The organism is Halobaculum roseum, from assembly GCF_019880245.1.
Taxonomy (GTDB): Archaea; Halobacteriota; Halobacteria; order Halobacteriales; family Haloferacaceae; genus Halobaculum; species Halobaculum roseum.
Map to the genome: position 1 here is coordinate 196,682 of NZ_CP082286.1, position 22,621 is coordinate 219,302.

Here is a 22,621-nt window from a genome sequence, read left to right on the forward strand (position 1 = left end):
CGAAACATGACATCACTCAAACTGTACACGGCGATATACGTGGTCCTGTTCGTCATCGCGACGGCGCAGGTGGCCGTCGAGCGCGCCGGCTTCCTGGACTCGATGTACTGGACCGCGTTCGTGGCGATACTGGTGCTGTCGGCGGTGAAGGCGCTGTTCGTCGTCGGCTACTACCAGCACCTCAAGTACGAGCCCCGCGCGGTGACGCTGGTTGTGCTGGCCGGGCTAGTCGGCGCGCTCGCGCTGACGTTCGCCGCGGCGTACTCTATCATCTGAGGCTCCGAGCGCGGTCGTCGAGCCCCCGCCGCCGACCGCGCGACACACCACCCACTCCTCAAGACCGGCCGAATCGACTCGGATCCACGACCAGCAGCGCGACCGCCAACAGAAACGCCGCCGTCGACACCTCGACGGAGGCGGCGTACACCGCGCCGAGGGCGGCGGACGACCCGCCGGTGACGCCAGCGACCAGCGAGAGGACGACCGAGAAGCCGCAGCTCACGCACGAGGCGAGCCCCACGACGCCCGACAGCGCCGCCGCCGTCGCCGACAGCAACCGGGCGTACACGAGGTACGACAGCGCGAGGTACCCGATCAGTCGATACGGGACGAGCGTGAACGAGAACAGCGTCCCCGCGAAGCGGACGACCGGCCCCCAGCCGGGGGAGGCCATCCCCACGTCGATCCACCCGAGCGGACCGCCCGTGCCGCCGCCGAGGAGCCCGGTCACGGTCAGGAGGACGAGGAAGTAGCCGACGGCGGCGACGCCCGCGGCGACGCGGCGGCGACGCGGCGCCGGCGGGGCGTCGACGCGGACGAGCGCCCAGAGGCCGGCGTTGATCCAGACGAAGGGCGCGAGGACGTAGCCGAGGCGGATCACCGTCGCGTCGGTGAGCCCGAAGTACGCGAGAAGCAGCGCGGCCTCGACGCAGAGGAGGACCGCCCACCGCAGGGCGGTCCCCCGGTCGCCGTGGTCGGACAGCGCGCTCCGGAGCCGCGACCCGCCCGCCGCCGCCAGTCCCCGTCCGTCGGCGGGGACGCCCTCGTCACCGGACACCGTCGATCACCCGACGAGGAGCTTCGCGACGATGCCCGCGAGGAACACCGTCGCGAGCAGCCAGATGCCCGCGCCGAACGCCTGCGCGTAGGTCATCCCCCGCGACCGGCAGATGTGGTAAACCCCCCAGGTGACGTACAGCGCGAGCAGGCCCGCGAACAGCCCGAAGAGGGCGCCCAACGCCGGGGTCTCGGCGACCACCGCCGCGCCGACGCCGGCGCCGGCCGCGACGACCAACACGCCGCCGACCGCCAGCGGGGCCACCGAGGGGTCGGCGGTCTCGCCGGGAAGCTCCGGGGCCGACCCGTCGTCGCTCCCGACGCCCGCGCCGGTCGCCCGAACCCAACTCCGCCAGGCGAACGCCCGGGCGACGTACGCCCCGACCGCGACCAGCACCAGCCCCGTCACGAGCGTGCTGACCAGATACGCCGTCGAAGCCATGTCGAACACGTTCGACCCCCTCCGATATAATCCTTGCCAGAAACTGACACGCACGACGGCCGAGCCTCGACAGTTCCGCCCCGCACTCAGCCCTCGCCGCCGTCCGGAACGGTCCAGCGTACGAGCACGACGCGATCGACCCGGTTGCGCTCCCACAGCAGCGCGACGTCCGAGCCGGCGTCGGCCCTGAAGACGCCCGAGTCGCCCTCGGAGAGGGTTTCGGACCTCCACGTCGGGTGCCGTTCGATGTCGTCGACCGACACCATCAGGCCGTCGGGGGAAACCGTCGGCCCGCCGTCGTGGACGATCCGCGCGTGGCTGTCGTTCACCCGGTCGAAGCGCCACTGCACGTCACGCATCGGCTCGGCGGTCGAGGCGTCCCCCGAGGCCGCGACGTACCCCAGCACCCCCAGCGCGACGACGAACACGGCGGCGACGCCGACGACGGCGACCGTCAGCAGGCGGTCCGGATCCTCGGGCATGTCGGGCATGTGCTGTCATCTCACACCACGCACTCCGATCGCCATGAGCGTACCGGCGGACTCACCGGTGGAAGAGCGGTGCCCGGCTCGCCGAGCGCCGGCCCGCTCTATCGGAGGCCGTCGGGGGCCGCCTCGACGGCGGCCGTCAGGAGGTCCACCGTCGCGGCCAGGTCGTCGACGTGAGCCGTCTCGACCGTCGAGTGATGGTATCGGACCGGGATCGAGACGGCGCCGACCGGCGTCGACCCCGCGGCCGTCTGCAGCGCGCCCGTGTCGGTACCGATGTTCGCTGCCACCTCCCGCTGGTACAGGATGTCGCGCTCCTCCGCGAGCGCCTCCAACCGACGGACGACCGCGGGCGTCGGGACGACCGTGGCGTCCTTTCGCTTGACCGCGACGCCGTCGCCGAGCGTCGTCACGCGGTCCGCCTCGTCTACGCCGGGGACGCCCCGTTCGAGCGTGCCGTCGACCGCGATTGCGAGGTCGGGATCCACGTCGATGCCGACGGCCTCGGCGCCGCGGAGCCCGACCTCCTCCTGGGTGGTCGCGACGTAGTGGACCGTCGCGTCGGGATCGGCCCGCGCGGCCGCCCGCAGCATCGCCCAGACGCCAGCGCGGTCGTCGAGCGCTTTCCCGCCGACGCACTCGCCGACCCGCTCGGTCGGCGCGCGCATCGTCACCACGTCGCCGACGGCGATCCGCTCGCGGGCCGCCTCGGCATCCAGTCCGACGTCGATCGCGACGTCCTCGACGTCCTGTTCGGACTCGGTGTCGCGGACGTGGGCCGGGATCGCGCCGATGACGCCGTCGACAGGGTCGGCCCCCTCGTCAGCATGAACGCGAACGCGCGCCGAGCGGAGGATCTCGGGGTTCCAGCCGCCGAGGGAACTGACGCGGACGAAGCCGTCGTCGTCGACGTGGCGGACCATGAACCCGATCTCGTCCATGTGTGCGGCGATCAGGAGTTCCGGCGCGTCGTCGTCGCCCTCGACGGTGCCGACGACGTTGCCCATCGCGTCGGTCCGGACGCGGTCGACGGCGCGCTCGAACTCGCGGACGACGATCTCGCGCGGTTCCGTCTCGTAGCCGACGGGGCCGTGGGACTCGGTGAGGTCGCGGAGGAGGTCGAATCCGTCCATGCTCGCCGGTTCGCTCGCGGGGCGAAAAGCGCGGGGGTCGCGGCCGATCCGGGGCGGTATCCGGGAACGACGAACCGACGACCGCTCAGTGATCCAGCGACTCGACGTACTCGTAGTCGGCCTCGTAGGCGGTCACGCGCTGTCCGTCGAGTTCGATCCGCCAGCCGTCGAGCACGGCCGGGTCGTCGAGCGCCCGACGGAGCGTCCCGCGAACGTCGTCGACGTTCACCCCGTAGAAGTCGTCGGGAACCCCGTGGAGGTACTGCAGCGCCGTCTCGAAGAGGCTGCGCATGCCGTCGTCGTTCTCGAAGTCGACGTGTTTGTACCCTCCGGCGGCGACCTGCACCATCCCGTGGAGGAAGGCGCTCTCGACGGAGCCGCGTCCGTAGTTGTACCACTCGTCCTCGAAGCAGTCGTGGGACTCGTGGTAGTCGCCGGCGTTGAACAGGCGGACGCCGTGTTCGGTCGCCCGTCTGAGGGTGGCGTGCTCCCAGACGCGCTCGTCGGCGCGCCACCCGGTCGGGTCGCCGAGCGGCGGCGCGACGCTCAGGTCGCGCGTGTGGTCGTCCATGCCGTCGAGTCCGCGCGCGAGGTTCCTAACACCATCGTCCAGGACGGGTCGTCGTCGACAGCGGCGTCGCCGCGGGCGTGGAACCCGACGAACGGTTTTACTGTCGCGGTGTCGAAGAACGCGTATCCGATGGGATTCCTCCGACGAGTTGCTGCGTGGGTTCGGTCGATCGGTAGACGGGCCCGAAACGACGCGATCCGGACGTGGCGCGTGGTGAGCGATCCGGGGTCGCGTCCGGCCGTGCTGTACGCGCTCGCGCTCGGCGCCGCGGCGGCGAGCTTCCTCCTGTTTCTCTCGGGCGACGGCGGCGACCCGGACGGGGTGGAGTTCGGACTGCTGTTGGGGTCGTTCGGGACCGTGTTGTACATGTCGCTGCGCCAGGCCGGGACCGCGCCGCGGCGAGGGCGCTGACGCGCCGGCGTCACGGCGGTCGTCGAAAATCGGAGCATTAACCCTCGGGGGGACCCCTCCCGTAACTGCGTGCGAGGGTAGCCAAGCCTGGAAACGGCGGCGGACTCAAGATCCGCTCCTGTAGAGGTCCAAGGGTTCAAATCCCTTCCCTCGCATCGCCGGGGTCACTCCCCGTGATGCGGAAGACGCTCTCGGAGCGCTCTTCCCTCGCAAAACTCACTCGGAACACCGACGAGCCGCAGGTTCACCGTGATCTCAGATTCGCTTCTCTATAGGCGCTGCGAGCACACCGAGGGGTGCAGCGAACGGCGATCGAACCGACCGACGAACCGCCCGTTGGTTTCGGCCCGCCTAAACTTCGAAACCGACTTATTCGATTAGGCTGGCCTAAATCATATGTCGAGAGAGGCGGGCCGGGACGAACGCCCGGTATCGAGACGCGAGAACGGTCGCGACGATGTGACGGATCGACCGAGAGCGGAACGATCGACGATGCTCGCGCGAACGTGGGTGATCGCGGGCTGCTACGGCGACCCCGCCGATCACGGGGTTCCGGAGTTGCCGAAGTGGGAAGTCAGCCGGAACGGTGACCGGCTGTCGTTCGTCGCCGAGGACGGAGACGAGCCGTTCATCAGCGCCGGGAACCCGGTTCGGGCGCGACGCTGACGGGGAGCGAGATCGACGGCCCCACGGCTCGGGGTGTGAGCGAACGCGGTGGAGGGACGGCTGGATCGAGTTTCGTCTGTCGACCGATGGGCGTCGACGTAGAGTAGGGTGTCGTTACTCCCCGCCGTCGGTCGCGACGCCGAGCAGTTCGTCGGCGACGCGACCGGCCTCCGCGGGGTCGGGTCGCGCGCCGTCGCGGACCTCCTCGCCGAGGACGGCCGCGAGGTCGGCCACGTCGTCGCCGCTCCCGGCGGCGTGAACGCGTTCGAACGCCGGGCGGTAGCCGGCCGCACAGCGTCGGCCGCCGTCGGTCGTCGTCGCGTCGATGACGTACTCGATCTGTCTGACCGCCTCGCCTGGGCGCATGGATGAAGGGTGTACGTACTGTGACTTAACTCCGGTCTGAGTCGATTTCGAGTAAACAGTCGTCACGGCCGCTTCGGGCGGAAATCGGCGGATGCGGCGAAGAGGAGCAACTCGGTTTCGAGTAGTCGATCGCAGCACCGCGCGGTCACGGCAGCCGACGGCGCATCGCGTCGAGATATTCGGTGGCGACGGGGGGGTCGTCGGCCGCGAGGTCGGCGACGCGGTCACAGCCGTGGACGAGCCGCTCGGTGCGCTCGCCGTCCGGCAGCTTGTTTCGAGCGAGCGTCCGCGCCGTGTCGACGGCGGCGACCGCCTCGTCGGGGCGTCCCTCGCGGACGGCGACGCGCGCCGACTCGATCAGCTGCGTCAGGGCCGCCTCCACGTCCGCCGGGAGGTCGTCGGGCGTCGACGGCGCCGGGAGGCCCGAGGGGTCGCTCGCGTCGTCCTCGTCGTCGGGCACGTCGACGAGGTTCTCGCCGGGGGGAGTAAACTCCCACGGGAACCGTACGGAACCGACGGCTATTCCGGGCTGGTGTCCCAGGGGGAGCGCATGACAGCGAACGAACCCGACGGCGGATCCGGTCGGGCGGCAGTCGCCGAGGCGGCCGCGCGGGCGGGGGCGGCAGTCGCCGGCGCTCGGTTCCGCGACGGCATCGACGTGGAGCGGAAGACCGGCAAGACGGACGTGGTGACGGAGGCCGACCTGGCGAGCCAGCGGGCCGTCATCGAGCGGATCCGCGAGGACTTCCCCGAGGACGTGATCGTCGGGGAGGAGGAGGACGAGCTGAAGGCGGTCCCGGACTCGGGCGCCGCGTGGGTGATCGACCCCATCGACGGGACGAACAACTACGTCCGGGACATCCGGGCGTTCGCGACGGCCGTGGCGGCGGTCGTCGACGGCGAGCCGGTCGCGGCCGCGAACGTCCTGCCGGCGATGGACGACGTGTACGTCGCCGACGGGGAGGCGACGTACCGCAACGGCACGCGGGTGACCGTCAGCGACCGGACGGACCCGGAGACCGCGGCGGCGACGCCGACCGTCTGGTGGGACCTCGACGCGCGCGACGAGTACGCCCGGGCCTGCGCCGAGATCGTCGAGCGCTTCGGCGACATGCGACGGTTCGGCTCGGCGCAGGCGACGCTCGCGATGGTCGCCGAGGGGGCGCTCGACGCGACGATCACGAACGTCGACTGCAACCCCTGGGACACCGTCGCCGGGGTCCACATGGTCCGGGTCGCCGGCGGCACAGTGACCGATCTCGACGGCGAGCCGTGGCGCCACGACTCGACGGGGCTGGTCGCCTCGAACGGCGGCGTCCACGAGGAGGCGCTGGCGGCCGCGCGGGCGGTGCGGTCGGTCGCCGAGGAGTAGCGCGTTGTCTCCGGCGGCGCACGTCACGGGAACCCAAACCGCAAAGGCCCCGAGGCGGCAGAAGCCGCTATGGAACTCGACGACACCGACCGCGAGATCCTCCGGATCCTCCAGGAGGACGCGCGGACGCCGTTCAGCGAGGTCGCTCGACGGATAGACATGTCGAGCGCGACGGTCCACGACCGCGTCTCGCGCATGGAGGAGGCGGGCGTCCTCCGTGGGTACCGCGCGGAGGTCGACCCGAAGGCGCTCGGCTACGGCGTCTCGGCGTTCGTCGGTCTGCGGGTCCAGCAGGGCCACGAGGAGGACGCGCTCGAAACGCTTCGCGAGGTCGAGGGCGTCCGCGAGGTCCACCTCACGACCGGCGAGTACGACGTGATGTTGCGCGTGTACGCCGAGTCGACCGACGACCTGCGCGACCTCATGTTCGGCCAGATCGCGACGATGGACGGGTTCGACCGCTCGCAGACGATGGTGATCCTCGGAACCGACTACGAGGAGCCCGGCGTCCCGATCTGACGACCTCGGGACGTGGTACGAGTATCGCGTCCGTACGAAGCGGGGGGCGTCGTACTCCCCGGCTACCAATCCGTCCGGGGCGCCGCCCCCTTCCATGGCGACTGTCGCCGAGTTCACTGTCCTCCCCGGTGACTTCCCCCTCGGAAGCCTCGTCGCGAACCGACCGGATGCGAGGATACGGCTGGAACAGGTCGTGCCGACGCGCTCCGATCCGATCCCGTACTTCTGGGTGCACGGCTCTGACTCCGAGGAGGTCGTCGAGGCGTTCAGGGACAGTCCCGAGGTGAAGCGAACCCGGGTGATCGACGAGGTCGACGGAGAACTCCTCGTCCGCGTCGAATGGACGCCCGGGGGTGACGGGATCCTGCGTGCCACCCGCGAGACGGATGTCACGCTCGTGTCCGCGGAGGGAACGAGCGAGGGATGGACGCTGGAAGTTCGGGGAGACGACGCCGACGCGATCAAGGCGTTTCAAGCGAACTGCAGCGAGTCGTCGATTCCCCTCGAGCTGCGGACCCTCCATGCGCTGATGCCGCTCGTGAATGCCGACGAGTACAGTCTCACCGACCGACAGCGCGATGCACTGATCGTTGCATACGAGCGAGGGTACTTCGACTCGCCGCAACAGGTAACCCTGGAGGAGCTGGGCGCGGAATTCGGGATAACGGGGCAGTCGTTCGGATCCCGTCTTCGCCGTGGGACGAAACGGCTCATCAAGGCCGCCCTCGTCGATACGTGAACTGACGGATATCTATCAGCCGGCGGAACCGGTAAATACCTTCTTCATGTGAAGCAGTGCAGTACAACCCGAGACGTCTCATAGTACGTTTGTATGGGAACGAATAACACGGGGGTGGCGGTCGGGTCCACTGTCGGAAGCGCCGTCGATGTCAACAACGGGGTAGCGGTAGTCGATCCGGTGGCTATCGATGAGAACGAGGCGACCGTGATCCACGCGGTCGTCGCTAGCGTCGCCTCCGTCAGTGGGACGGACCCGATCGAACTCCCGCCTCTGTACGACGTGATCGATCCCGACGCGTTGGCCTCGTTGTGTTCCGGTCGACGGAGCGACGGGTCCGACTCCTCGGTGCGGGTCTCCTTCGAGTACGCGGATCACCTCGTGACCGTCTCGGGGTGTAGAACCGCGACGGCGACCCCGCTGGAGTAGCGATCGAGCGCGATACACGACAGCTCCCCGGACGCGGAGCGGTGCTGGGCCGACAGCGTCGCCCGGGAGGACGGGCCGGCTCGACACCGATACGACTACACGCCAGCCCCCGCCATCTTCGACAGACCGACATGAAGGCGATCAAGGACAGCGTCCACGACTACATCACCCTCGACCCCGTCGCCAGGGACCTCCTCGACACGCGCACCCTCCAGCGCCTGCGCCACATCAAGCAACTGTCCACCGTCCGGCTGGTCTATCCGTCCGCCTCACACACCCGCTTCGAGCACTCGCTGGGCGTGTACCACCTCGCCGACCGCGCGCTGGAGTACCTCGGCGTCGACGGCGACCGCGCCGACCACCTCCGCGCGGCGGCGCTCCTCCACGACGTGGGCCACGGGCCGTACGGCCACCAGACGGAGGAGGTGATCCGCCGGCGCACCGGCGTCGACCACGACGAGATCGGCGACCTCCTCGGCGACACCGACGCGGGCGACGTGCTCCGCGAACACGGACTCTCGGTCGACCGCGTCGCCGCGATCGTTCGGGGGGAAGGCGAGTTGGGACAGCTGGTCTCCGGGGAGCTGGACGTGGACCGGATGGACTACCTGGTGCGCGACGCCCACCACACCGGCGTCCCCTACGGCACCATCGACCACGAGCGCCTCGTCCGCGAGCTCACCTATCAGGACGGCGCGCTCGTGCTCGCGGAAGGGAACGTTCAGACCGCCGAGTCGCTGCTGCTCGCCAGGGCGCTCATGGACGCCACCGTCTACCGCCACCACGTCTCCCGGGTCGCCGGCGCGATGCTGGAGCGCGCGTCCGAGCGACTGCTCGAATCCGACGCCGGGGTCGACGTGGAGCGGTTCCGCCGGATGGCCGACCACGACCTGCTCGTCTCGCTGCGCGAGCACGTGCCCGCGCTGGGCGAGCGCATCGAGTACCGCGACCTGTACAAGCGGGCGATCTGGGCCGACCTGTCGGCGACGCCCGCGGACGTGGTCGAACTCGCTCACGGGGACGAGCGCGACGCCGAACGGGAGATCGCCGACCTCGCCGGCGTCGCCGACCGCGAGGTGATCGTCGACGTGCCCGGCCGGCCGACGTTCACGGAGGCCGGCAGCCGCGTCGTCGTCGACGGCGTCCCCCAGCGGCTCGAGGACGCCTCCGAACTCGTCTCCGGGCTGCGCGCCGCCCAGCGCGCCGGCTGGCGGATGGGCGTGTACGCGCCCGCGGAACACACCGACGCCGTCGCCGCCGCGGCGGAGGACGTGCTCGGCGTGCGGGCGAGTTCGATCCGGGACTGAACCCGGACGGCGTCCGCGGCCCCCGCTCCGGGCGGTTCAGATCAGCTCGTCGCCGACTCGGCCTCCTCCAGCCACGACGGCTCCTCGACCGTCGTCGATCCCACGTTCTCGTAGGTGATCGTCACCGAGAGCCGGGTCGGCTCGCCGACCCCTTCGACGACTACCTGCCAGTCGACCCGCTTCACCAGCCCGTCGGAACGGACGTACACCTGGACGGTCGCGTCGGTCGCCTCCGCGTCCGCGAGCGCCTCGCCGACGGGGCCGACCGCCGACTCGTTCAGCGTCGAGACGTTCGCCTCGTACACGTACGTCCGCGTGCCGTCGACCTGCGCGGTGCCGTTGGCCGAGAAGTCGAACGCCCCCGCCAACTCGGCCATCGGCGGCGTCGTGAAGCCGCTGACGTTCGGCACCGACTCGTTCTCAGGGCGGTCGTAGCGGATCGTGTTCCCGGCCTGCGTCCGGACGTACGGCCGGTCGTCGGCCGGCGCGTAGACCGAGAGGCTCCCGTCTCCCGTTTCCTGTTCCCACACGTACGTCTCGGGGTCCAACTCGACGGCCGCGGTCGTGTTGCTCGTGACGTCGATGACGCTCCCGTTCACGGACACCGTCTGGTTGTAGGTGTAGCTGCCCGCGTCGCGGATCGCCTCCTCGTGGCCGTCCTCGACGTCCTCCGCGGAGGGCGGACCGTCGTAGGGCGCGCCGCCGCCAGTACAGCCGGCGAGGACGACGAGGAGGGCGACTCCGGCAGCTATCCAGAGGGACCGTCGCGTGCCTGCTCCCATGGTCCGCCGCTCCGGCCCGACGGGTGATGTGCTTTCGGGCCACCCGTGACGGAACAAACAGGTCGGACGCCCTACGCGCCGACCGCGTCGCCCACAGTTTATACACGATGCCGGCGAAGCGCGGGCCAATGACGACGATCAAGGACTCCGTCCACGACCACATCTCCGTGGGCGGGGTCGCCGAGGACCTCCTCGACACGGGGCCGGTCCAGCGGTTGCGCCGGGTCGCGCAGCTCGGGACGGTGAAGCTGGTGTACCCGTCCGCGAACCACACGCGGTTCGAGCACTCGCTCGGCGTGTACCACCTCGCCGACCGCGCGCTCGACTCGCTGGGGATCGAGGGCACGGAGGCCGAGCGCGTCCGTGCGGCCGCCCTCCTCCACGACATCGGCCACGCGCCCTTCTCCCACAACGTCGAGGAACTGCTCCACCGTCACACGGGCCTGTACCACGACGACGTGACGGACCTGCTCGTCGACACCGAGATCGGCGACGTGCTCCTCGAACACGACCTGGATCCCGAACGGATCGCGGGCCTCATCGCCGGCGAGGGACAGTACGGCCAGCTCGTGTCGGGGGAGCTGGACGTGGACCGGATGGACTACCTGGTGCGCGACGCCCACCACACCGGCGTCCCCTACGGCACCATCGACCACGAGCGCCTCGTCCGTGAGCTGACGTTCGCCGACGGCGACCTCGTGCTCGACGAGGGGAACGTCCAGACCGCCGAGTCGCTGTTGATGGCGCGCGCGCTGATGACGCCGACCGTGTACGCCCACCCCGTCGCGCGCATCTCGAAGGCGATGCTCCGCCGGGCGACCGAGCGATTGATCGCGACGCCTGACATCGACGCCCGCTCGGTGCGCCGGATGGACGACTACGACCTGATCTCCGCGTTACGGATGACCCCTGAGACCGAGGCGTTCGCCGACCGCTACGACCGGCGTGACCTGTTCAAGCGCGCCGTCTGGGCCGAGTACGACGACACCCCGGCCTCGCTGCGCGAGGCGGACCACGAGGCGATCCGGGAGCTGGAGGCGGACATCGCCGAGCGCGCGTCGGTGTCGCCGTCGGAGATCGTTCTCGACGTGCCGGCCGAACCGTCGATGGCCGAGTCGACCTCCGAAGTGCTCGGCGGCGGCGAGGTCCGCCGGCTGGGCGACCACTCGCCGCTCGTGACCGCCCTGCGGACCGCCCAGGCACGGCAGTGGCGCATGGGCGTGTACACCGTCGCCGACGCGACCGACCGCGTCGGGAAGGCGGCCGTCGACGTGCTCGGGCTCGACATCGAGGGGACGCTCGTCTCGGACGTGCGCCAGCGCGTCCACGCGACGCTCGACGAGTTCGAGGCCGACGCCGCGGGGGTGGACGAATGAGCGACGACGACGCTCCGGGAGTCACCACCTACGAGGGGACGATCCTCGTCGGCGGCGACTTCGAAGCCGTCGAGGGTCGCCTCGTCGTCGAGGACGGGACGATCGCGGCGATCGAGGAGGCCGCCGTCGCCAGCGACGACATCGTCTGCCCGGCGTTCGTCAACGCCCACACCCACATCGGCGACTCCGTCGCGAAGGAGGCCGGCCGGGGGCTCGACCTCGACGACCTCGTCGCGCCGCCGGACGGACTGAAACACCGGATCCTCCGGGACACGAGCACCGAGGAGAAGGTGGCGGCGATGCGCCGCTCGCTGCGGTACATGCACGCGACGGGGACGACCGCGCACGTGGAGTTCCGGGAGGGCGGCGTCGCCGGCGTCGAGGGGATCGAGGCCGCCGTCGACGGCCTGCCGGTCGAGTCGGTCGTGCTCGGCCGCGAGACGGTCGAGGCGATGGAGCACCCCTTCGCCGCCGGCTTCGGCGCCAGCGGCGCCCGCGACGCCGACTTCGGCGCCGAGCGCAACGCGACCCGCCGAGCGGGGAAGCTGTTCGGCATCCACGCCGGCGAGCGCGACTCGCTGGACGTCGAGGCGGCGATGGACCTCGATCCGGACCACATCGTTCACATGGTCCACCCCGACGAGACACACCTCGACCGGCTCGCCGACGCACAATGGCCGGTCGTCGTCTGTCCGCGCTCGAACCTCGTCACCGGCGTCGGCGTGGCGCCGCTGCGCGAGCTGCTCGACCGGACGACGGTCGCGCTCGGGACGGACAACGTGATGCTCAACAGCCCCTCGATGTTCCGCGAGATGGAGTTCGCGGCGAAGCTCACCGACGCCACCGCCGTCGAGGTGCTGCGGATGGCGACCGTCAACGGTGCCGCGGTCGCGGGGCTCGACTGCGGCGTCATCGAGGAGGGGCGCCCCGCCAAGCTGCTCGTGCTCGACGGCGACACCGACAACCTCGCGGGCGTCCGCGACCCCGTCCGCGCGGTCGTGCGCCGCGCCGGCGAGGGCGACGTGAAGACGGTTCGACCGTAGCAACACGTTCACGGTTCGGGCCCCCGACGCGACGCGCATGGATCTCGACGAGCTCCCGTCGCCGGGGACGACGCTGCGCCACGAGCGAACCTTCACCGTGGAGGAGGTCGAGGCGTTCGCCGACCTCTCGGGCGACAGCGGCGAGCACCACGAGGTGCCCGACGAGGACGGCCGGCTGCTTGTTCACGGCCTGTTGACGGCGACGATGCCGACGAAGATCGGCGGCGACCTCGACGTGCTCGCGCGAACGATGGAGTTCGACTTCCACAGGCCCGTCTACACTGACCAGCGGATCGTCTGCGAGGTCACCGTCGAGGCCGTCGACCGCGGCGGCGACGGCGACCGCGCGGAGGTCGAAGCCGACGTCGTCTGTCACCGCGACGGCGACGAGGTCGTCCTCACCGGCGGGTTCGAGGGCGTCGTGTTGGGGTGAGCGCCCGGGCGGCCGGGTCCGTCGAGCCGTCGCGGACCGCCCGGTAACGTCGGCGTCACCGACGCACGCTTTGATGGCGTCGGACGCCGTTGCCGCTCACATGGCCTGTCCACACCTCGAATACCGGGAGTCGGACGGCGACCGGGCGTTCGACACCGCCCGCGCCTTCTGCACCGTCGCCGACGAGTTCGTCCAGCCGGTCCACGCCGACATCTGCACCGAGCGCTACGGGCTGGACCCGGAGTCCGACTGCGAGATCTTCCGCGACCACGCGGGGCTCGACTGGGACGAATGACCTACGACGAGTACCTCGACGGCAAGCCCGTCGTCATCACCGCGGCGCTCACGGGCGGGATCCAGGGGAAGGAGGCGCACCCCGAGCTCCCCGAGACGCCCGCGGAGATCGCCGAGGCGGCCGCGGCGGTCGAGGACGCCGGGGCCGCGGTCGTCCACCTGCACGCCCGCCGCGACAACGGCGAGCGGGCGTTCTCGACCGAGCGGTTTCAGGAAGTGACCGACGCCGTGCGCGAGGCGACCGACGACATCGTGATCCAGCACTCGACGGGCGGCACCGCCGCGCCCGACGCCCTCCGCGCGGAGCCGCTCCGGACGGATCCCGCTCCGGAGATGGCGAGCCTCGACATGGGGCCGATGAACCGCGGGCGCCGCCTCACCAGCGAGAACACCCGCGACACGATCGACGGCCTGCACGCGGAGATGCGCGATCGGGGGATCAAGCCGGAGCTTGAGGTGTTCAACAACGGCCACCTCAACGAGGCGTTCCGGATCCTCGACGACCTGGAGGAGCCGCCGTACCTGAACCTCATCTTCGGGCCGGGGACGCTCGCGCCGCCCTCGCCCGCGAACCTCCAGCGGACGGTCGACCAGCTCCCGGACCGCGCGGAGTTCAACGTCATCGGCTTCGGTCCCCACCAGCTTCCGCTGACGACCCAGTCGATGATCCTCGGGGGGCACGTCCGCGTCGGACTGGAGGACAACAGCTACCTCCGGAAGGGGGAAATGGCGACGAACGAGGCGCTCGTCGCGCGGGCGGCCCGGATCGCCGAGGAACTCGGTCGACCGGTCGCGTCGCCCGCGGACGCACGCGACCTGCTCGGGGTCGAGTCGCGGCGCTGACGTTCGGGGGCGGGGGGTCGCGTCGCCGGCCACGCCGCGGATGCGGCTCGGCGAGGGCGGTGACCGATCGCGCGCTCAGAGCACGAAGACCGCCACGACGAACCCGGCGAGTATCGACAGCGTCAACGCGAGTTGCGCGACCGACGACGCGAGCATCCCGGCGACGGTGAAGGCGGCGGCCCGGACTGCCTCGTCGGACGCCTTCCCCGTGCGCAGTTCCGCCGCGAACACGACGCCGACGGTGCCGACGAGGATGCCGAGCGGGCCGACGACGAACAACAGCACGAGCGACGCCAGTCCGGCCGCCACCATCGTCGCGGGCTCTGCGCCGCCGGCCTTCGAGGCGAGTGGACCGCCGAGGTGCTCGACGGCGAAGGCGGTCAAACCGACGAGCGTGAAGACGACGACCCAACCGAGCCCAAGCGTCGGCGCCGACGGCGGCGCGAGGACGTAGTAGACGAGGACGCCCGCGACCGAGAGCGGGCCGGCCGGCACCAGCGGGACGACGCTCCCGACGACGCCGGCGACGAGGAGGGCGAGCGCGGCGAGGACGACGAGATCGACCATGGACCGGGGTTGGCGGGCGACGGGGATAAGTTCGGGCGCGGTTCCGACTGGTCCACCCTCGCTCCCCGCGGGGTCCCTCCCAGCTCCCTCCCGGCTCCCTCGCTACTCGTATCGATCGCGCTCGGCGAACGCCGCCTCGTCGCCGTAGCGGTCCACGAGGGGTTGGAGCGCGCGACCGAGGCTCCGCATGCACTCGGCCGTCGAGACGTAGTCGAGTTCCTGGGCGACGCGCTCCCACTCGCGCGCCTGCAACACTTTCCGAACGAGCAGGCGCTCCTCCCGGGCGGAGAGGTCCGCCTCGCGGTCGAGCAGGTGCGCGAGCGCGAGCCGCCGGAACGGTCGCGGCGCCGCGTCCGCGAGCCCGGGGCCGTACGCCGCAGCGACGGTTAGCCGCCACTCGTACTCGGACACGTCGACGACGGCCTCGCCGTCGGCGTCGCAGGCGGCGAGCGCGGCGCGGACCACGTCCGGGTCGAGATCGCGCAGGGCGTCAGAGAGGACCCCGCCGATCCGCTCTCGGAACCACCGGGCGTGTCGGCGCGCGAGCGCCCGTCCGTCGTCGCTCGCCGGGGCCATCATGAGCGCCGAGTGCTCGCCGCTCGCGGCGTTGCGCGTGGTCGCGAGGTGGACCGTCCGGTAGCCGTTCTCGGCCCAGAAGTCGAGCAGGCCGGGCGTCGCGCCGAACCCCGTGCCGAGGTAGTCCACGTCGTCGCCGGTCTCCCGCTCGATCTCCCGGAGCAGCCGCGACCCGAGCCCGCGGCTCCGGACGGCGTGGTGGGTCGCGATGCGCATGACGCGCAGGCCGGTCGGCGCGGCCGCCTCGGGGTCGCGAAGCTGGCTGGTCAACACGTCCGGGAGCATGTTGCCGCGGACGCGCTCGCCGTCGTACATCGCCTCGCGGGTCCCGGCGTCCAGGCCGCCCTCCCGCGCCAGCAGCGCGACCGAGACGACGTGCCCCTCGTACGTCAGCGCGCGAACCGTGAGGTTCGGCGCGTCCAGCAGGCGCGCGAGGTCGTCGGGTTCGGTACGGTAGTGCGCGAGCACCAGCAGGCCGAACGCCTCCGAGAGCAGGTGCTCGTCGGCGAGGAGGTCGTCCCCGTCGAGCGCGCGGTAGTCGACGGTCTCGGGATCCGCGTCGGCGACCGCCTCGTCGACCGGGGGTCGGGCGTCGAGCATGAGCGCGCGGAACGCCCACCCCTCGACCGGGTCGCCGCGGGCGTAGCGGATGGGGTCGTCCATCCGTACGTCGGTGACGCGGCGGTCCGACCCGTCGAGCCGGTCGCGAAAGCGGACCGAGAACCCCCGGCCGGCGCCCTCGTAGCCGTGGACGGTCGTGACGAACGCCGCGGCGGGCGCCGCGAGCAGGTCCGCGAGCAGGCGCACCGGGAGCGCGGCCGCCTCGTCGGCGATCGCCACGTCGGCGTCGCCGGCGGCCTCGGCCGCCTCCGCTGGCGGGAGGTAGCGGATCCGGCCGCGTCCGGTCGGATCTGCCGTCGGTTCGTCGGCGGACGCCCCGACCTCGATCCGGCGCTCCTCGTCGACCGCGAACGTCGCGTCGAGATCCGCGAGCAGGGCGCGGGCGCGCTCGAACAGCGCCGCGGCGCCGCCGAACGAGGGCGCGGTGACGAGCACGTCGCGGCCGTCGAGCGCGAGGCTCGCGGCGGCGAGGCCCGCGGCGCTGGATTTCCCGCGGCCGCGGTCGGCCTCGACCACGACCGCCTCGGCTTGCTCGGGGGTTCCGGTTCGAAGCCGCTCCAGCGACGACAGCACGCGCGACTGGTCCCGAGTGAGACACGACTCGTACGCGACGGCCGGGAACGCCGCGGCGTCGGGGACGGTCGGTCCCGGTTCGGCCGGGGGCGCGTCGTCGCCGGTGAGCCCGTCCCGTTCGATATCCGCGGCGGTGTCATCGGCGACGGTGCCATCCGCCGCGTCGCCGGCGTTGCCGCCGGCGTCGAGAGCGTCGTCGTCAGCGCCGTCAGCGGCGTCGTCGCCGACCCCGACGATCGCGACGCCGGGGTGCGTCCGGAGCGTCTCGACCAGCCGCGTGCGGAAGCGACCGGACACGTCGTCGAGGCCGAACGGCGGGACGGCGAGCGACTCGTCGAAGTCGTCGCGGCGGTCGGGCCAGTCGTCGAGCGGCGGCGCGAGGAGAACGTAGAGGCCGCCGCCGTCGACGGCGCCGACCGACTGGCCGACGACGTCGGGCGAGAACTCCGCGAACGCGTCGAGGATCACCGCCTCTCGGGTGGTCCCGAGCAGTCGCTTGGCGTGTTTCGGCCGGTGGCGCTCGAAGCGGAACCCCTCGCGGGTCGACAACAGCGTCGTCTCCTCGTCCGCGATGTCGGCGGACTCGACGGCGGTGAAGGCGGCGTCGAAGCAGGCGTCCCGGTCGCCGTGGAGGACGAGCAGGCGCCGCTGGTTCGTCCGACGCGCCTCCGCCCCGAGGTCGGCGGCGAGGGAGGCGAGGGCGGCGATGTCCATACCTCCGGTTTCCCGCGTCCCGAGTTGGGTCTTTCCGTCGCCGGGACCGACACCCATGTTTAACTACTCGTGTGAGAGTGTGCATAGGTAGCGATGCCCATAGACCCGAGCTTCGAGGAGAACCGCGAGCAGGTCGACGAGCACGAGGGCCACGCCGTCTGGGGGCCGGTCGACGAGCCGGAGGAGCTGGGGATCCACGGGACCCACGTCGCCGTCGACTTCGACATCTGTCTCGCCGACGGCGCCTGTCTGGAGGACTGTCCGGTCGACGTGTTCGAGTGGGTGGACAGCCCCGGCCATCCGGAGAGCGAGCTGAAGGCGGACCCCGCCAACGAGGACCAGTGCATCGACTGCATGATATGCGTCGACGTGTGTCCGGTGGACGCCATCGACGTGGACGCGGGGCGGGCGGGGCGGATCTGACTCGCGACCGGGGCGGACGCCGAGCGTGAGGTCGGAGCCGCGATCGACGCGGACCGAGAGCGGCGCCGCTGGGGGCCGGCGGGGGCGACGGCGGAGAAACGTTTACTTTCGACTCGTGACATTAGATAGATTAGTGGTACCAATGCACACAGTCGTGATGACGAAGGGGGTCCCCGACTTCCGCGAGGGGAAGGTCGCCTTCGACGAGGACGGACACTTAGAGCGGGGGAACACCCCGACGGTGATGAACCCGAACGACGAGCACGCGTTGCGCGCGGCGCTCCAGACCCGCGTTCGACACGGCGGACGCGTGAGCGTGATGAGTATGGGCCCCCCGGGGTACGAGGACGTGCTCCGGGAGGCGATGGAGTCGGTGTACGCCGACGACTGCTATCTCGTCTCGGACAAGCAGTTCGCCGCCGCCGACACGTGGGCGACGGCGATCACGCTCGCGACGGCCATCGAGCACCTCGGCGAGCCGGACCTGGTGTTCGCGGGGTTCAAGACGGCCGACGGGGAGACGGGCCACACCGGCCCGCAGACGTGCTGGGGCCTCGATATGCCGATCGTCACCCACGTCGTCGCGCTCGACATCGACCCCGAGGACCGGACGCTGCGCGCGAAGCGACTCGTCGAGGGGGACATCGAGGAGATCGAGACGGTGGAGACGTCGCTGCCGGCGTTCGTCGTCGCCGACCCCGAGTTCGAGCCGTCGTATCGGACCGCCCGACACCGCCTCGAACGGAAGCGACTCCGCGAGGAGGCGCGCGAGCGGGCGGCCGACATCGACGAGCACGTCACCTACTGGGACCACGAGGAACTGAACCTCGACCCCGACTACGTCGGCCTGGACGGGTCGCCGACGATCGTCTCCTCGGTCGACCCGATCCCGCGGGCGCCGGCCGAGCGGGAGGCCACCGAGGTCGACCCTGCGGACCCGGAGGCGCTGGGCGAGGTCGTCGAGGAACTGACGCCGCACGCGGGGGGTGACTGAGCGTGCCAGAGTTCGACCCCGCCGAGTTCGACGTCTCCGAGCTCGGCCCGAAGGTCCAGTCGATCGACGACCCGGCGGAACTCCGCGCGATCCTTGAGGCCGAGCGCGACGGCGACAACCGCGACGCCGTGATCACCGTCATCGAGAGCAGGCTGGAGCAGGTGTCCGAGGACGACGGCGGCGACGATGGCGAGATCGACCTCGACGCGATGTCGGTGGCGGACATCGGCAACGCGCTGCAGAACGTCGACGACCCCGAGCGCCTGCGCGACCTCCGCGAGCGCGAGGTCGACGGCGAGGACAGAGACACCGTCCTCCGACTGATCGACCGTCGCCTCGACTCCGTCGAAGGGGGAGAGGAGGGCGAGACCGGGGGCGCGGAGACAGACCGCGAGCCGCCGGAGGAGCGCCACCCCGAGTTGGACCACCCGACGGCGGACAAACGCCACGTCCGGGCGCTGGAGGACGGCACGTACCGCGACATGTGGGTGTACTGCGAGACGCAGGCGGGCGACCTGCTCGACGTGTCCCGCGAGATGCTCGGGAAGGCGCGGGAGCTGATGGACGGCTACAACGACGACTACGTCGGCGACGACGAGGACGACGAGCGCGTCGTCGCGGTCCTGATCGGCGACGACGTGGCCGGCCACGCCGACGAGTGCATCGCGCTCGGCGCCGACGTGGTCGTCTACCACGAGGACGACCGCCTCGCGCGGTTCCAGCACAAGCCGTACAGCGAAGTGTTCGCGGACATGGCCCGGTGGGGCGCGGACCCGCCGGCCCGCGACGAGGACCGCGAGGCTTCGCCCCCCGAGGACGCCGACTGGCGCGACTACGACGAGCCGAGATACGTGCTGTTCCCGGCGACGCACAACGGCCGCGACCTCTCCGCACAGGTGCAGGCGGAACTCGACTCCGGGCTCGCCTCCGACTGCTCGGGGTTGTTCATCGACGACGTGGGTATCTCCAACCCGGTGAAGACCGGGGCGCCGGGGACCACCCGGACGTTCGAGCGCGTCCTGCACATGAAGCGGCCGGACTTCTCCGGGTTCGAGTACTCGACCATCCTCTGTCTCGACAACCCCGACCGGGAGTTCCACCCGCAGGGCGGTTCGGTCATCCCCGGCAGCTTCGAGGTTCCCGACCCGGACCCCGAGCGCGAGGGCGAGGTGATCGAACACGAGGGCGACCTGGACGACGGCTGGTTCCGCGTCGAGGTGACGGAGTTCGACCGCCTCGACGGCGGCGTCGACCTCTCGGGTCACGACGTGGTCGTCGCCGTCGGCAGGGGCATCGGCGACGACCCGACGCGCGGGATGGAACTCGCGCTCGAACTGGCCGACGCGTTCGACGACGCCGCCGTGGGCGTCTCCCGCGGCATCGTCACCGGCTCGTACAGCTTCGACGGCCACGTCGAGGAGTACACGGCCGAGGAGCGCCAGATCGGCGAGACCGGACAGGTCGTCGAGCCGTCCGTCTACATCGCCGCGGGCATCTCCGGGGCCGTCCAGCACAAGGTCGGATGTGACGAGTCCGACACCATCGTCGCGGTGAACACCGACCCGGACGCCCGGATCCACGACTGGTGCGACTACTTCGTCGAGGGCGACCTCTTCGAGGTGCTCCCGCGGCTGACGGAGGCGGTGAAGACGGGGAGCGTCGACGCCGAGGCGCTCGCCGACGGCGGGGCCGGGGAGCCCGCGACCGACGGCGGGACCGTCGCCGGCGACACCGGAGGTGAGGTCGATGAGTAACATGGACGAGATCGGGTTCGACTCCGCGGCCGCCGTCGACGGCGGGGAGTCGTTCGAGGCGGTCGTCGTCGGGGGCGGTCCGGGCGGCGCGGCCGCCGCGGCGGTCCTCGCCGAGAACGGCGTCGAGACGCTCGTCCTTGAGCGGGGCGTCGAGTCCGGCTCGAAGAACGTCTCGGGCGGCCTGCTGTACGCCGAGGAGTCCGCCCCCTACACCCTCGACGGGCTGTTCCCGGGCTTTCGCGACGAGGCGACCGAACGGCCCGTCACCCGCAACTACATGGACAACCTCGCCGACGGGAAGGTCCACACCGTCGACCTCGGCGGCGTTCACCACCACGACACCGCGTGGTGCGACTCGGTGCTCCGGCGACCCATGGACTCGTGGGTCGCAGAGCGCGTCCACGAGCGAACCGTCGAGGCCGGCGGCGGCCTCCTGACGGGTGTCCGCGTGAACGGCCTCCTGCGCGAGGGCGGCGAGATCGTCGGCGTCACCTGCGACGAGCTCGACCCGATCCGCGCGGACCTGATCGTCGCGGCCGACGGCGTGAACAGCGAACTCGCCCGCGACGCGGGGCTGATGGACTGGGACGAGCCCGAGGAGTGGTTCCAGGGCGTGAAAGCCGTCGTCGACGTTCCCCCCGAGGAGGTGAACGACCGGTTCGGCATCGACGACGACGAGGGCGTCGCCCGCCTGTTCGCCGGCGACCTGTTCGAGGGCGTCCGCGGCGGCGGCTTCCTCTACACGAACCGCGACTCGCTGTCGATCGGGACGGTGTTCCACCTCGACAGCCTCGCGGCCGAGCGCGCCGAGCCCCAGGAGCTCCTCGACGCGCTGCTGACCCACCCCCACCTCGGACAGTGGCTGCCCGACGAGTACGACGAGCGCGAGTACTCGGCGAAGCTCGTCCCCGACTCGAAGAAGGTCGCCCATCCCTCGCCCCACGAGGGGGGCCTGCTGCTCGTCGGCGACGCCGCCGGCCAGATGCAGGCGCAGGGGCCGATCATCAAGGGGATGAACCACGCCGTCTCCGCGGGCGGGCTCGCCGCCGAGGCGTACATCGAGGCCCGCAACCGCCGACAGCCCGAGAGCGCGGGCGAGCGATACGAGCGACGGCTCCACGACTCCGGCCTGTACGGGAAGCTCAGACCCCGGCGGTACGAGGCGCTTGGGCGGTTCGGCGAGCGCGAGGCCGTCGCCGACGCGGTCGACGACCTCGCGGGTTCGCGACTGGGTCGCCTCGGCGTCCGGGTCGCCGGCGGCGTCGTCGAGCGCGCGTTCAACTCCCCGTTCCTGCTGGGGGCGCTGCCCGACACGCGGACCGCCTACGCGACCGTCCCGCGGGTGCTCGCGGAGGAACTCGGCGAGCCGGTTCGGGGCGACAACGACGCCGACCCGCCGTCGCTGGAGGAGCGCATCGGCGACCTCACCTACGACACGGACGTGGGCAACCCGCACATCGAGCTGATCGACAACTCATTCGAGGCCAGCGGCACGGCAGTGACCGCGTGCCCCGTGAGCGCCGAGGGCTTCGGCGGCGGCTGCTACCGCGAGGAGACCGTCCGCGCGAACGGCGACGAGGAGCGCGTCGTGAGCCTCGACACCCAGCCGTGCGTCGAGTGCGGCACCTGCGCCGTCGTCGCCGACACGGAGTGGACGCACCCCCGCGGCGGCAAGGGCGTGGACTTCCGCCAGGGGTGACGGACGGATGAACGACGGCGAGGTGGACGGCGAGACGGGCGGCGAGTGGGACGGCGAGACTGGCGGCGACGCGGGCCGCGAGTCGGACATCGCCGCGCTCGCCGCCCGTGCGGCGGCGGCCCGGGAGCGAGCCGAGCCGGACGAGGCCGCGGCCGCGGACGCCGCCCGCGACGGGCTCGGTCCCGTGGTCGCGCGGTACATCGAGGCGCGAACCGGGAGCGTCGAGCGCCTCTCGTCGGAGGGACTCGGCGATCTCGACCGCGCCTGCAACGACTGGCTCGTCGTGTACGCGCGGCGCTACGGCGTCGAGTGCGACCCCGGCGTTCCGGTTCGTACCGCCGCGGAGGCGCTGCTCGACACCCACGACATCGTCGCGACGGCGCGGGTGCTCACGGGCGTTCCCGCCCCCGGCGACGGGTGAGCGCGACGA

Annotated in this window: 28 protein-coding genes and 1 tRNA gene; 19 read left to right on the plus strand and 10 right to left on the minus strand. The window is 71.3% G+C overall.

What is annotated here, in order from left to right; translation table 11 throughout:
- Positions 1-6: 6 nt before the first annotated feature.
- Complete coding sequence (locus K6T36_RS01000) at positions 7-276, plus strand: cytochrome C oxidase subunit IV family protein (RefSeq protein ID WP_222922206.1); 270 nt, start codon at positions 7-9, stop codon at positions 274-276.
- 58 nt (positions 277-334) lie between these two features.
- On the opposite strand, the gene K6T36_RS01005 is transcribed toward K6T36_RS01000, so the two are convergent.
- The 5 genes from K6T36_RS01005 to K6T36_RS01025 form a co-directional block, all read right to left on the minus strand.
- Positions 335-1,057 carry a DUF7546 family protein gene (locus K6T36_RS01005; protein WP_222922207.1) on the minus strand — a complete coding sequence of 241 codons (723 nt, stop codon included), beginning with the start codon at positions 1,055-1,057 and terminating at the stop codon, positions 335-337.
- A 6-nt stretch (positions 1,058-1,063) separates the two neighbouring features.
- A complete protein-coding gene (locus tag K6T36_RS01010) occupies positions 1,064-1,498 on the minus strand; it encodes a hypothetical protein (protein ID WP_222922208.1) in 435 nt (144 codons plus the stop codon).
- An 86-nt stretch (positions 1,499-1,584) separates the two neighbouring features.
- Positions 1,585-1,989, minus strand: coding sequence for a hypothetical protein (locus tag K6T36_RS01015; RefSeq protein ID WP_222922209.1), 405 nt, complete (start codon positions 1,987-1,989; stop codon positions 1,585-1,587).
- Between the two features lie 98 nt (positions 1,990-2,087).
- Positions 2,088-3,119 (minus strand): M42 family metallopeptidase, encoded by a 1,032-nt coding sequence (locus tag K6T36_RS01020; RefSeq protein WP_222922210.1) that lies wholly within the window; start codon positions 3,117-3,119, stop codon positions 2,088-2,090.
- Between the two features lie 85 nt (positions 3,120-3,204).
- Positions 3,205-3,690 carry a DUF309 domain-containing protein gene (locus K6T36_RS01025; RefSeq protein ID WP_222922211.1) on the minus strand — a complete coding sequence of 162 codons (486 nt, stop codon included), beginning with the start codon at positions 3,688-3,690 and terminating at the stop codon, positions 3,205-3,207.
- A 213-nt stretch (positions 3,691-3,903) separates the two neighbouring features.
- On the opposite strand from K6T36_RS01025, the gene K6T36_RS01030 reads away from it, so the two are divergent.
- From K6T36_RS01030 to K6T36_RS01040, 3 genes are all read left to right on the plus strand, one after another.
- Complete coding sequence (locus tag K6T36_RS01030; RefSeq protein ID WP_222922212.1) at positions 3,904-4,101, plus strand: hypothetical protein; 198 nt, start codon at positions 3,904-3,906, stop codon at positions 4,099-4,101.
- A 71-nt stretch (positions 4,102-4,172) separates the two neighbouring features.
- Positions 4,173-4,256: transfer RNA gene (locus K6T36_RS01035), tRNA-Leu, on the plus strand.
- A gap of 337 nt (positions 4,257-4,593) precedes the next feature.
- Complete coding sequence (locus K6T36_RS01040) at positions 4,594-4,767, plus strand: hypothetical protein (RefSeq protein ID WP_222922213.1); 174 nt, start codon at positions 4,594-4,596, stop codon at positions 4,765-4,767.
- A 114-nt stretch (positions 4,768-4,881) separates the two neighbouring features.
- On the opposite strand, the gene K6T36_RS01045 is transcribed toward K6T36_RS01040, so the two are convergent.
- Positions 4,882-5,133, minus strand: a complete 252-nt coding sequence (locus K6T36_RS01045; RefSeq protein WP_222607641.1) for a hypothetical protein — start codon at positions 5,131-5,133, stop codon at positions 4,882-4,884.
- A 145-nt stretch (positions 5,134-5,278) separates the two neighbouring features.
- Entirely contained in the window at positions 5,279-5,593 is a 315-nt protein-coding gene (locus K6T36_RS01050) for a DUF8101 family protein (protein WP_222922214.1), read from the minus strand.
- A 90-nt stretch (positions 5,594-5,683) separates the two neighbouring features.
- Between K6T36_RS01050 and K6T36_RS01055 the strand changes: the two genes are divergently transcribed.
- From K6T36_RS01055 to K6T36_RS01075, 5 genes are all read left to right on the plus strand, one after another.
- The gene (locus K6T36_RS01055) at positions 5,684-6,505 is read left to right on the plus strand and encodes an inositol monophosphatase family protein (RefSeq protein WP_222922215.1); all 822 of its coding nucleotides are present in this window, start codon (positions 5,684-5,686) and stop codon (positions 6,503-6,505) included.
- Positions 6,506-6,574: 69 nt separating this feature from the next.
- On the plus strand, positions 6,575-7,024 hold the full coding sequence (locus K6T36_RS01060; RefSeq protein WP_222922216.1) for an Lrp/AsnC family transcriptional regulator: 450 nt from the start codon (positions 6,575-6,577) through the stop codon (positions 7,022-7,024).
- A gap of 94 nt (positions 7,025-7,118) precedes the next feature.
- Positions 7,119-7,763, plus strand: coding sequence for a helix-turn-helix domain-containing protein (locus K6T36_RS01065; protein WP_222922217.1), 645 nt, complete (start codon positions 7,119-7,121; stop codon positions 7,761-7,763).
- Positions 7,764-7,943: 180 nt separating this feature from the next.
- Complete coding sequence (locus K6T36_RS01070; RefSeq protein WP_225935152.1) at positions 7,944-8,192, plus strand: HalOD1 output domain-containing protein; 249 nt, start codon at positions 7,944-7,946, stop codon at positions 8,190-8,192.
- A gap of 131 nt (positions 8,193-8,323) precedes the next feature.
- Positions 8,324-9,499 (plus strand): HD domain-containing protein, encoded by a 1,176-nt coding sequence (locus K6T36_RS01075; RefSeq protein ID WP_222922219.1) that lies wholly within the window; start codon positions 8,324-8,326, stop codon positions 9,497-9,499.
- Between the two features lie 41 nt (positions 9,500-9,540).
- Here the strand turns inward: K6T36_RS01075 and K6T36_RS01080 are convergent, their stop codons facing one another.
- Positions 9,541-10,281, minus strand: coding sequence for a DUF7537 family lipoprotein (locus K6T36_RS01080; protein ID WP_222922220.1), 741 nt, complete (start codon positions 10,279-10,281; stop codon positions 9,541-9,543).
- Between the two features lie 128 nt (positions 10,282-10,409).
- On the opposite strand from K6T36_RS01080, the gene K6T36_RS01085 reads away from it, so the two are divergent.
- The 5 genes from K6T36_RS01085 to K6T36_RS01105 all read left to right on the plus strand — a co-directional run bounded on the left by K6T36_RS01085 (position 10,410) and on the right by K6T36_RS01105 (position 14,270).
- A complete protein-coding gene (locus tag K6T36_RS01085) occupies positions 10,410-11,657 on the plus strand; it encodes an HD domain-containing protein (protein WP_222922221.1) in 1,248 nt (415 codons plus the stop codon).
- The gene (locus tag K6T36_RS01090; protein ID WP_222922222.1) at positions 11,654-12,700 is read left to right on the plus strand and encodes an amidohydrolase family protein; all 1,047 of its coding nucleotides are present in this window, start codon (positions 11,654-11,656) and stop codon (positions 12,698-12,700) included. Before K6T36_RS01085 ends, K6T36_RS01090 begins: the two co-directional genes overlap by 4 nt.
- Positions 12,701-12,737: 37 nt before the next feature.
- Entirely contained in the window at positions 12,738-13,133 is a 396-nt protein-coding gene (locus tag K6T36_RS01095) for a hotdog family protein (RefSeq protein WP_222922223.1), read from the plus strand.
- Between the two features lie 100 nt (positions 13,134-13,233).
- On the plus strand, positions 13,234-13,428 hold the full coding sequence (locus K6T36_RS01100) for a hypothetical protein (RefSeq protein ID WP_222922224.1): 195 nt from the start codon (positions 13,234-13,236) through the stop codon (positions 13,426-13,428).
- Positions 13,425-14,270 (plus strand): beta-keto acid cleavage family enzyme, encoded by an 846-nt coding sequence (locus tag K6T36_RS01105; protein WP_222922225.1) that lies wholly within the window; start codon positions 13,425-13,427, stop codon positions 14,268-14,270. Before K6T36_RS01100 ends, K6T36_RS01105 begins: the two co-directional genes overlap by 4 nt.
- A gap of 75 nt (positions 14,271-14,345) precedes the next feature.
- On the opposite strand, the gene K6T36_RS01110 is transcribed toward K6T36_RS01105, so the two are convergent.
- Both K6T36_RS01110 and tmcA read right to left on the minus strand, forming a co-directional pair.
- On the minus strand, positions 14,346-14,837 hold the full coding sequence (locus K6T36_RS01110) for a DUF456 family protein (RefSeq protein ID WP_222922226.1): 492 nt from the start codon (positions 14,835-14,837) through the stop codon (positions 14,346-14,348).
- A 102-nt stretch (positions 14,838-14,939) separates the two neighbouring features.
- On the minus strand, positions 14,940-17,321 hold the full coding sequence (tmcA, locus tag K6T36_RS01115; RefSeq protein ID WP_222922227.1) for a tRNA(Met) cytidine acetyltransferase TmcA: 2,382 nt from the start codon (positions 17,319-17,321) through the stop codon (positions 14,940-14,942).
- A gap of 93 nt (positions 17,322-17,414) precedes the next feature.
- Here tmcA and K6T36_RS01120 point away from each other — a divergent pair, with 93 nt between their 5' ends.
- The 5 genes from K6T36_RS01120 to K6T36_RS01140 all read left to right on the plus strand — a co-directional run bounded on the left by K6T36_RS01120 (position 17,415) and on the right by K6T36_RS01140 (position 22,612).
- The gene (locus tag K6T36_RS01120) at positions 17,415-17,744 is read left to right on the plus strand and encodes a 4Fe-4S dicluster domain-containing protein (RefSeq protein WP_222607655.1); all 330 of its coding nucleotides are present in this window, start codon (positions 17,415-17,417) and stop codon (positions 17,742-17,744) included.
- Positions 17,745-17,886: 142 nt separating this feature from the next.
- Positions 17,887-18,738 carry an electron transfer flavoprotein subunit beta/FixA family protein gene (locus tag K6T36_RS01125; protein WP_222922228.1) on the plus strand — a complete coding sequence of 284 codons (852 nt, stop codon included), beginning with the start codon at positions 17,887-17,889 and terminating at the stop codon, positions 18,736-18,738.
- Between the two features lie 2 nt (positions 18,739-18,740).
- Positions 18,741-20,492, plus strand: coding sequence for an electron transfer flavoprotein subunit alpha/FixB family protein (locus K6T36_RS01130; protein ID WP_222922229.1), 1,752 nt, complete (start codon positions 18,741-18,743; stop codon positions 20,490-20,492).
- Entirely contained in the window at positions 20,485-22,191 is a 1,707-nt protein-coding gene (locus tag K6T36_RS01135; RefSeq protein WP_225935153.1) for an FAD-dependent monooxygenase, read from the plus strand. Before K6T36_RS01130 ends, K6T36_RS01135 begins: the two co-directional genes overlap by 8 nt.
- 7 nt (positions 22,192-22,198) lie before the next feature.
- Positions 22,199-22,612, plus strand: a complete 414-nt coding sequence (locus K6T36_RS01140; RefSeq protein ID WP_222922230.1) for a DUF8055 family protein — start codon at positions 22,199-22,201, stop codon at positions 22,610-22,612.
- Positions 22,613-22,621 lie beyond the last annotated feature (9 nt).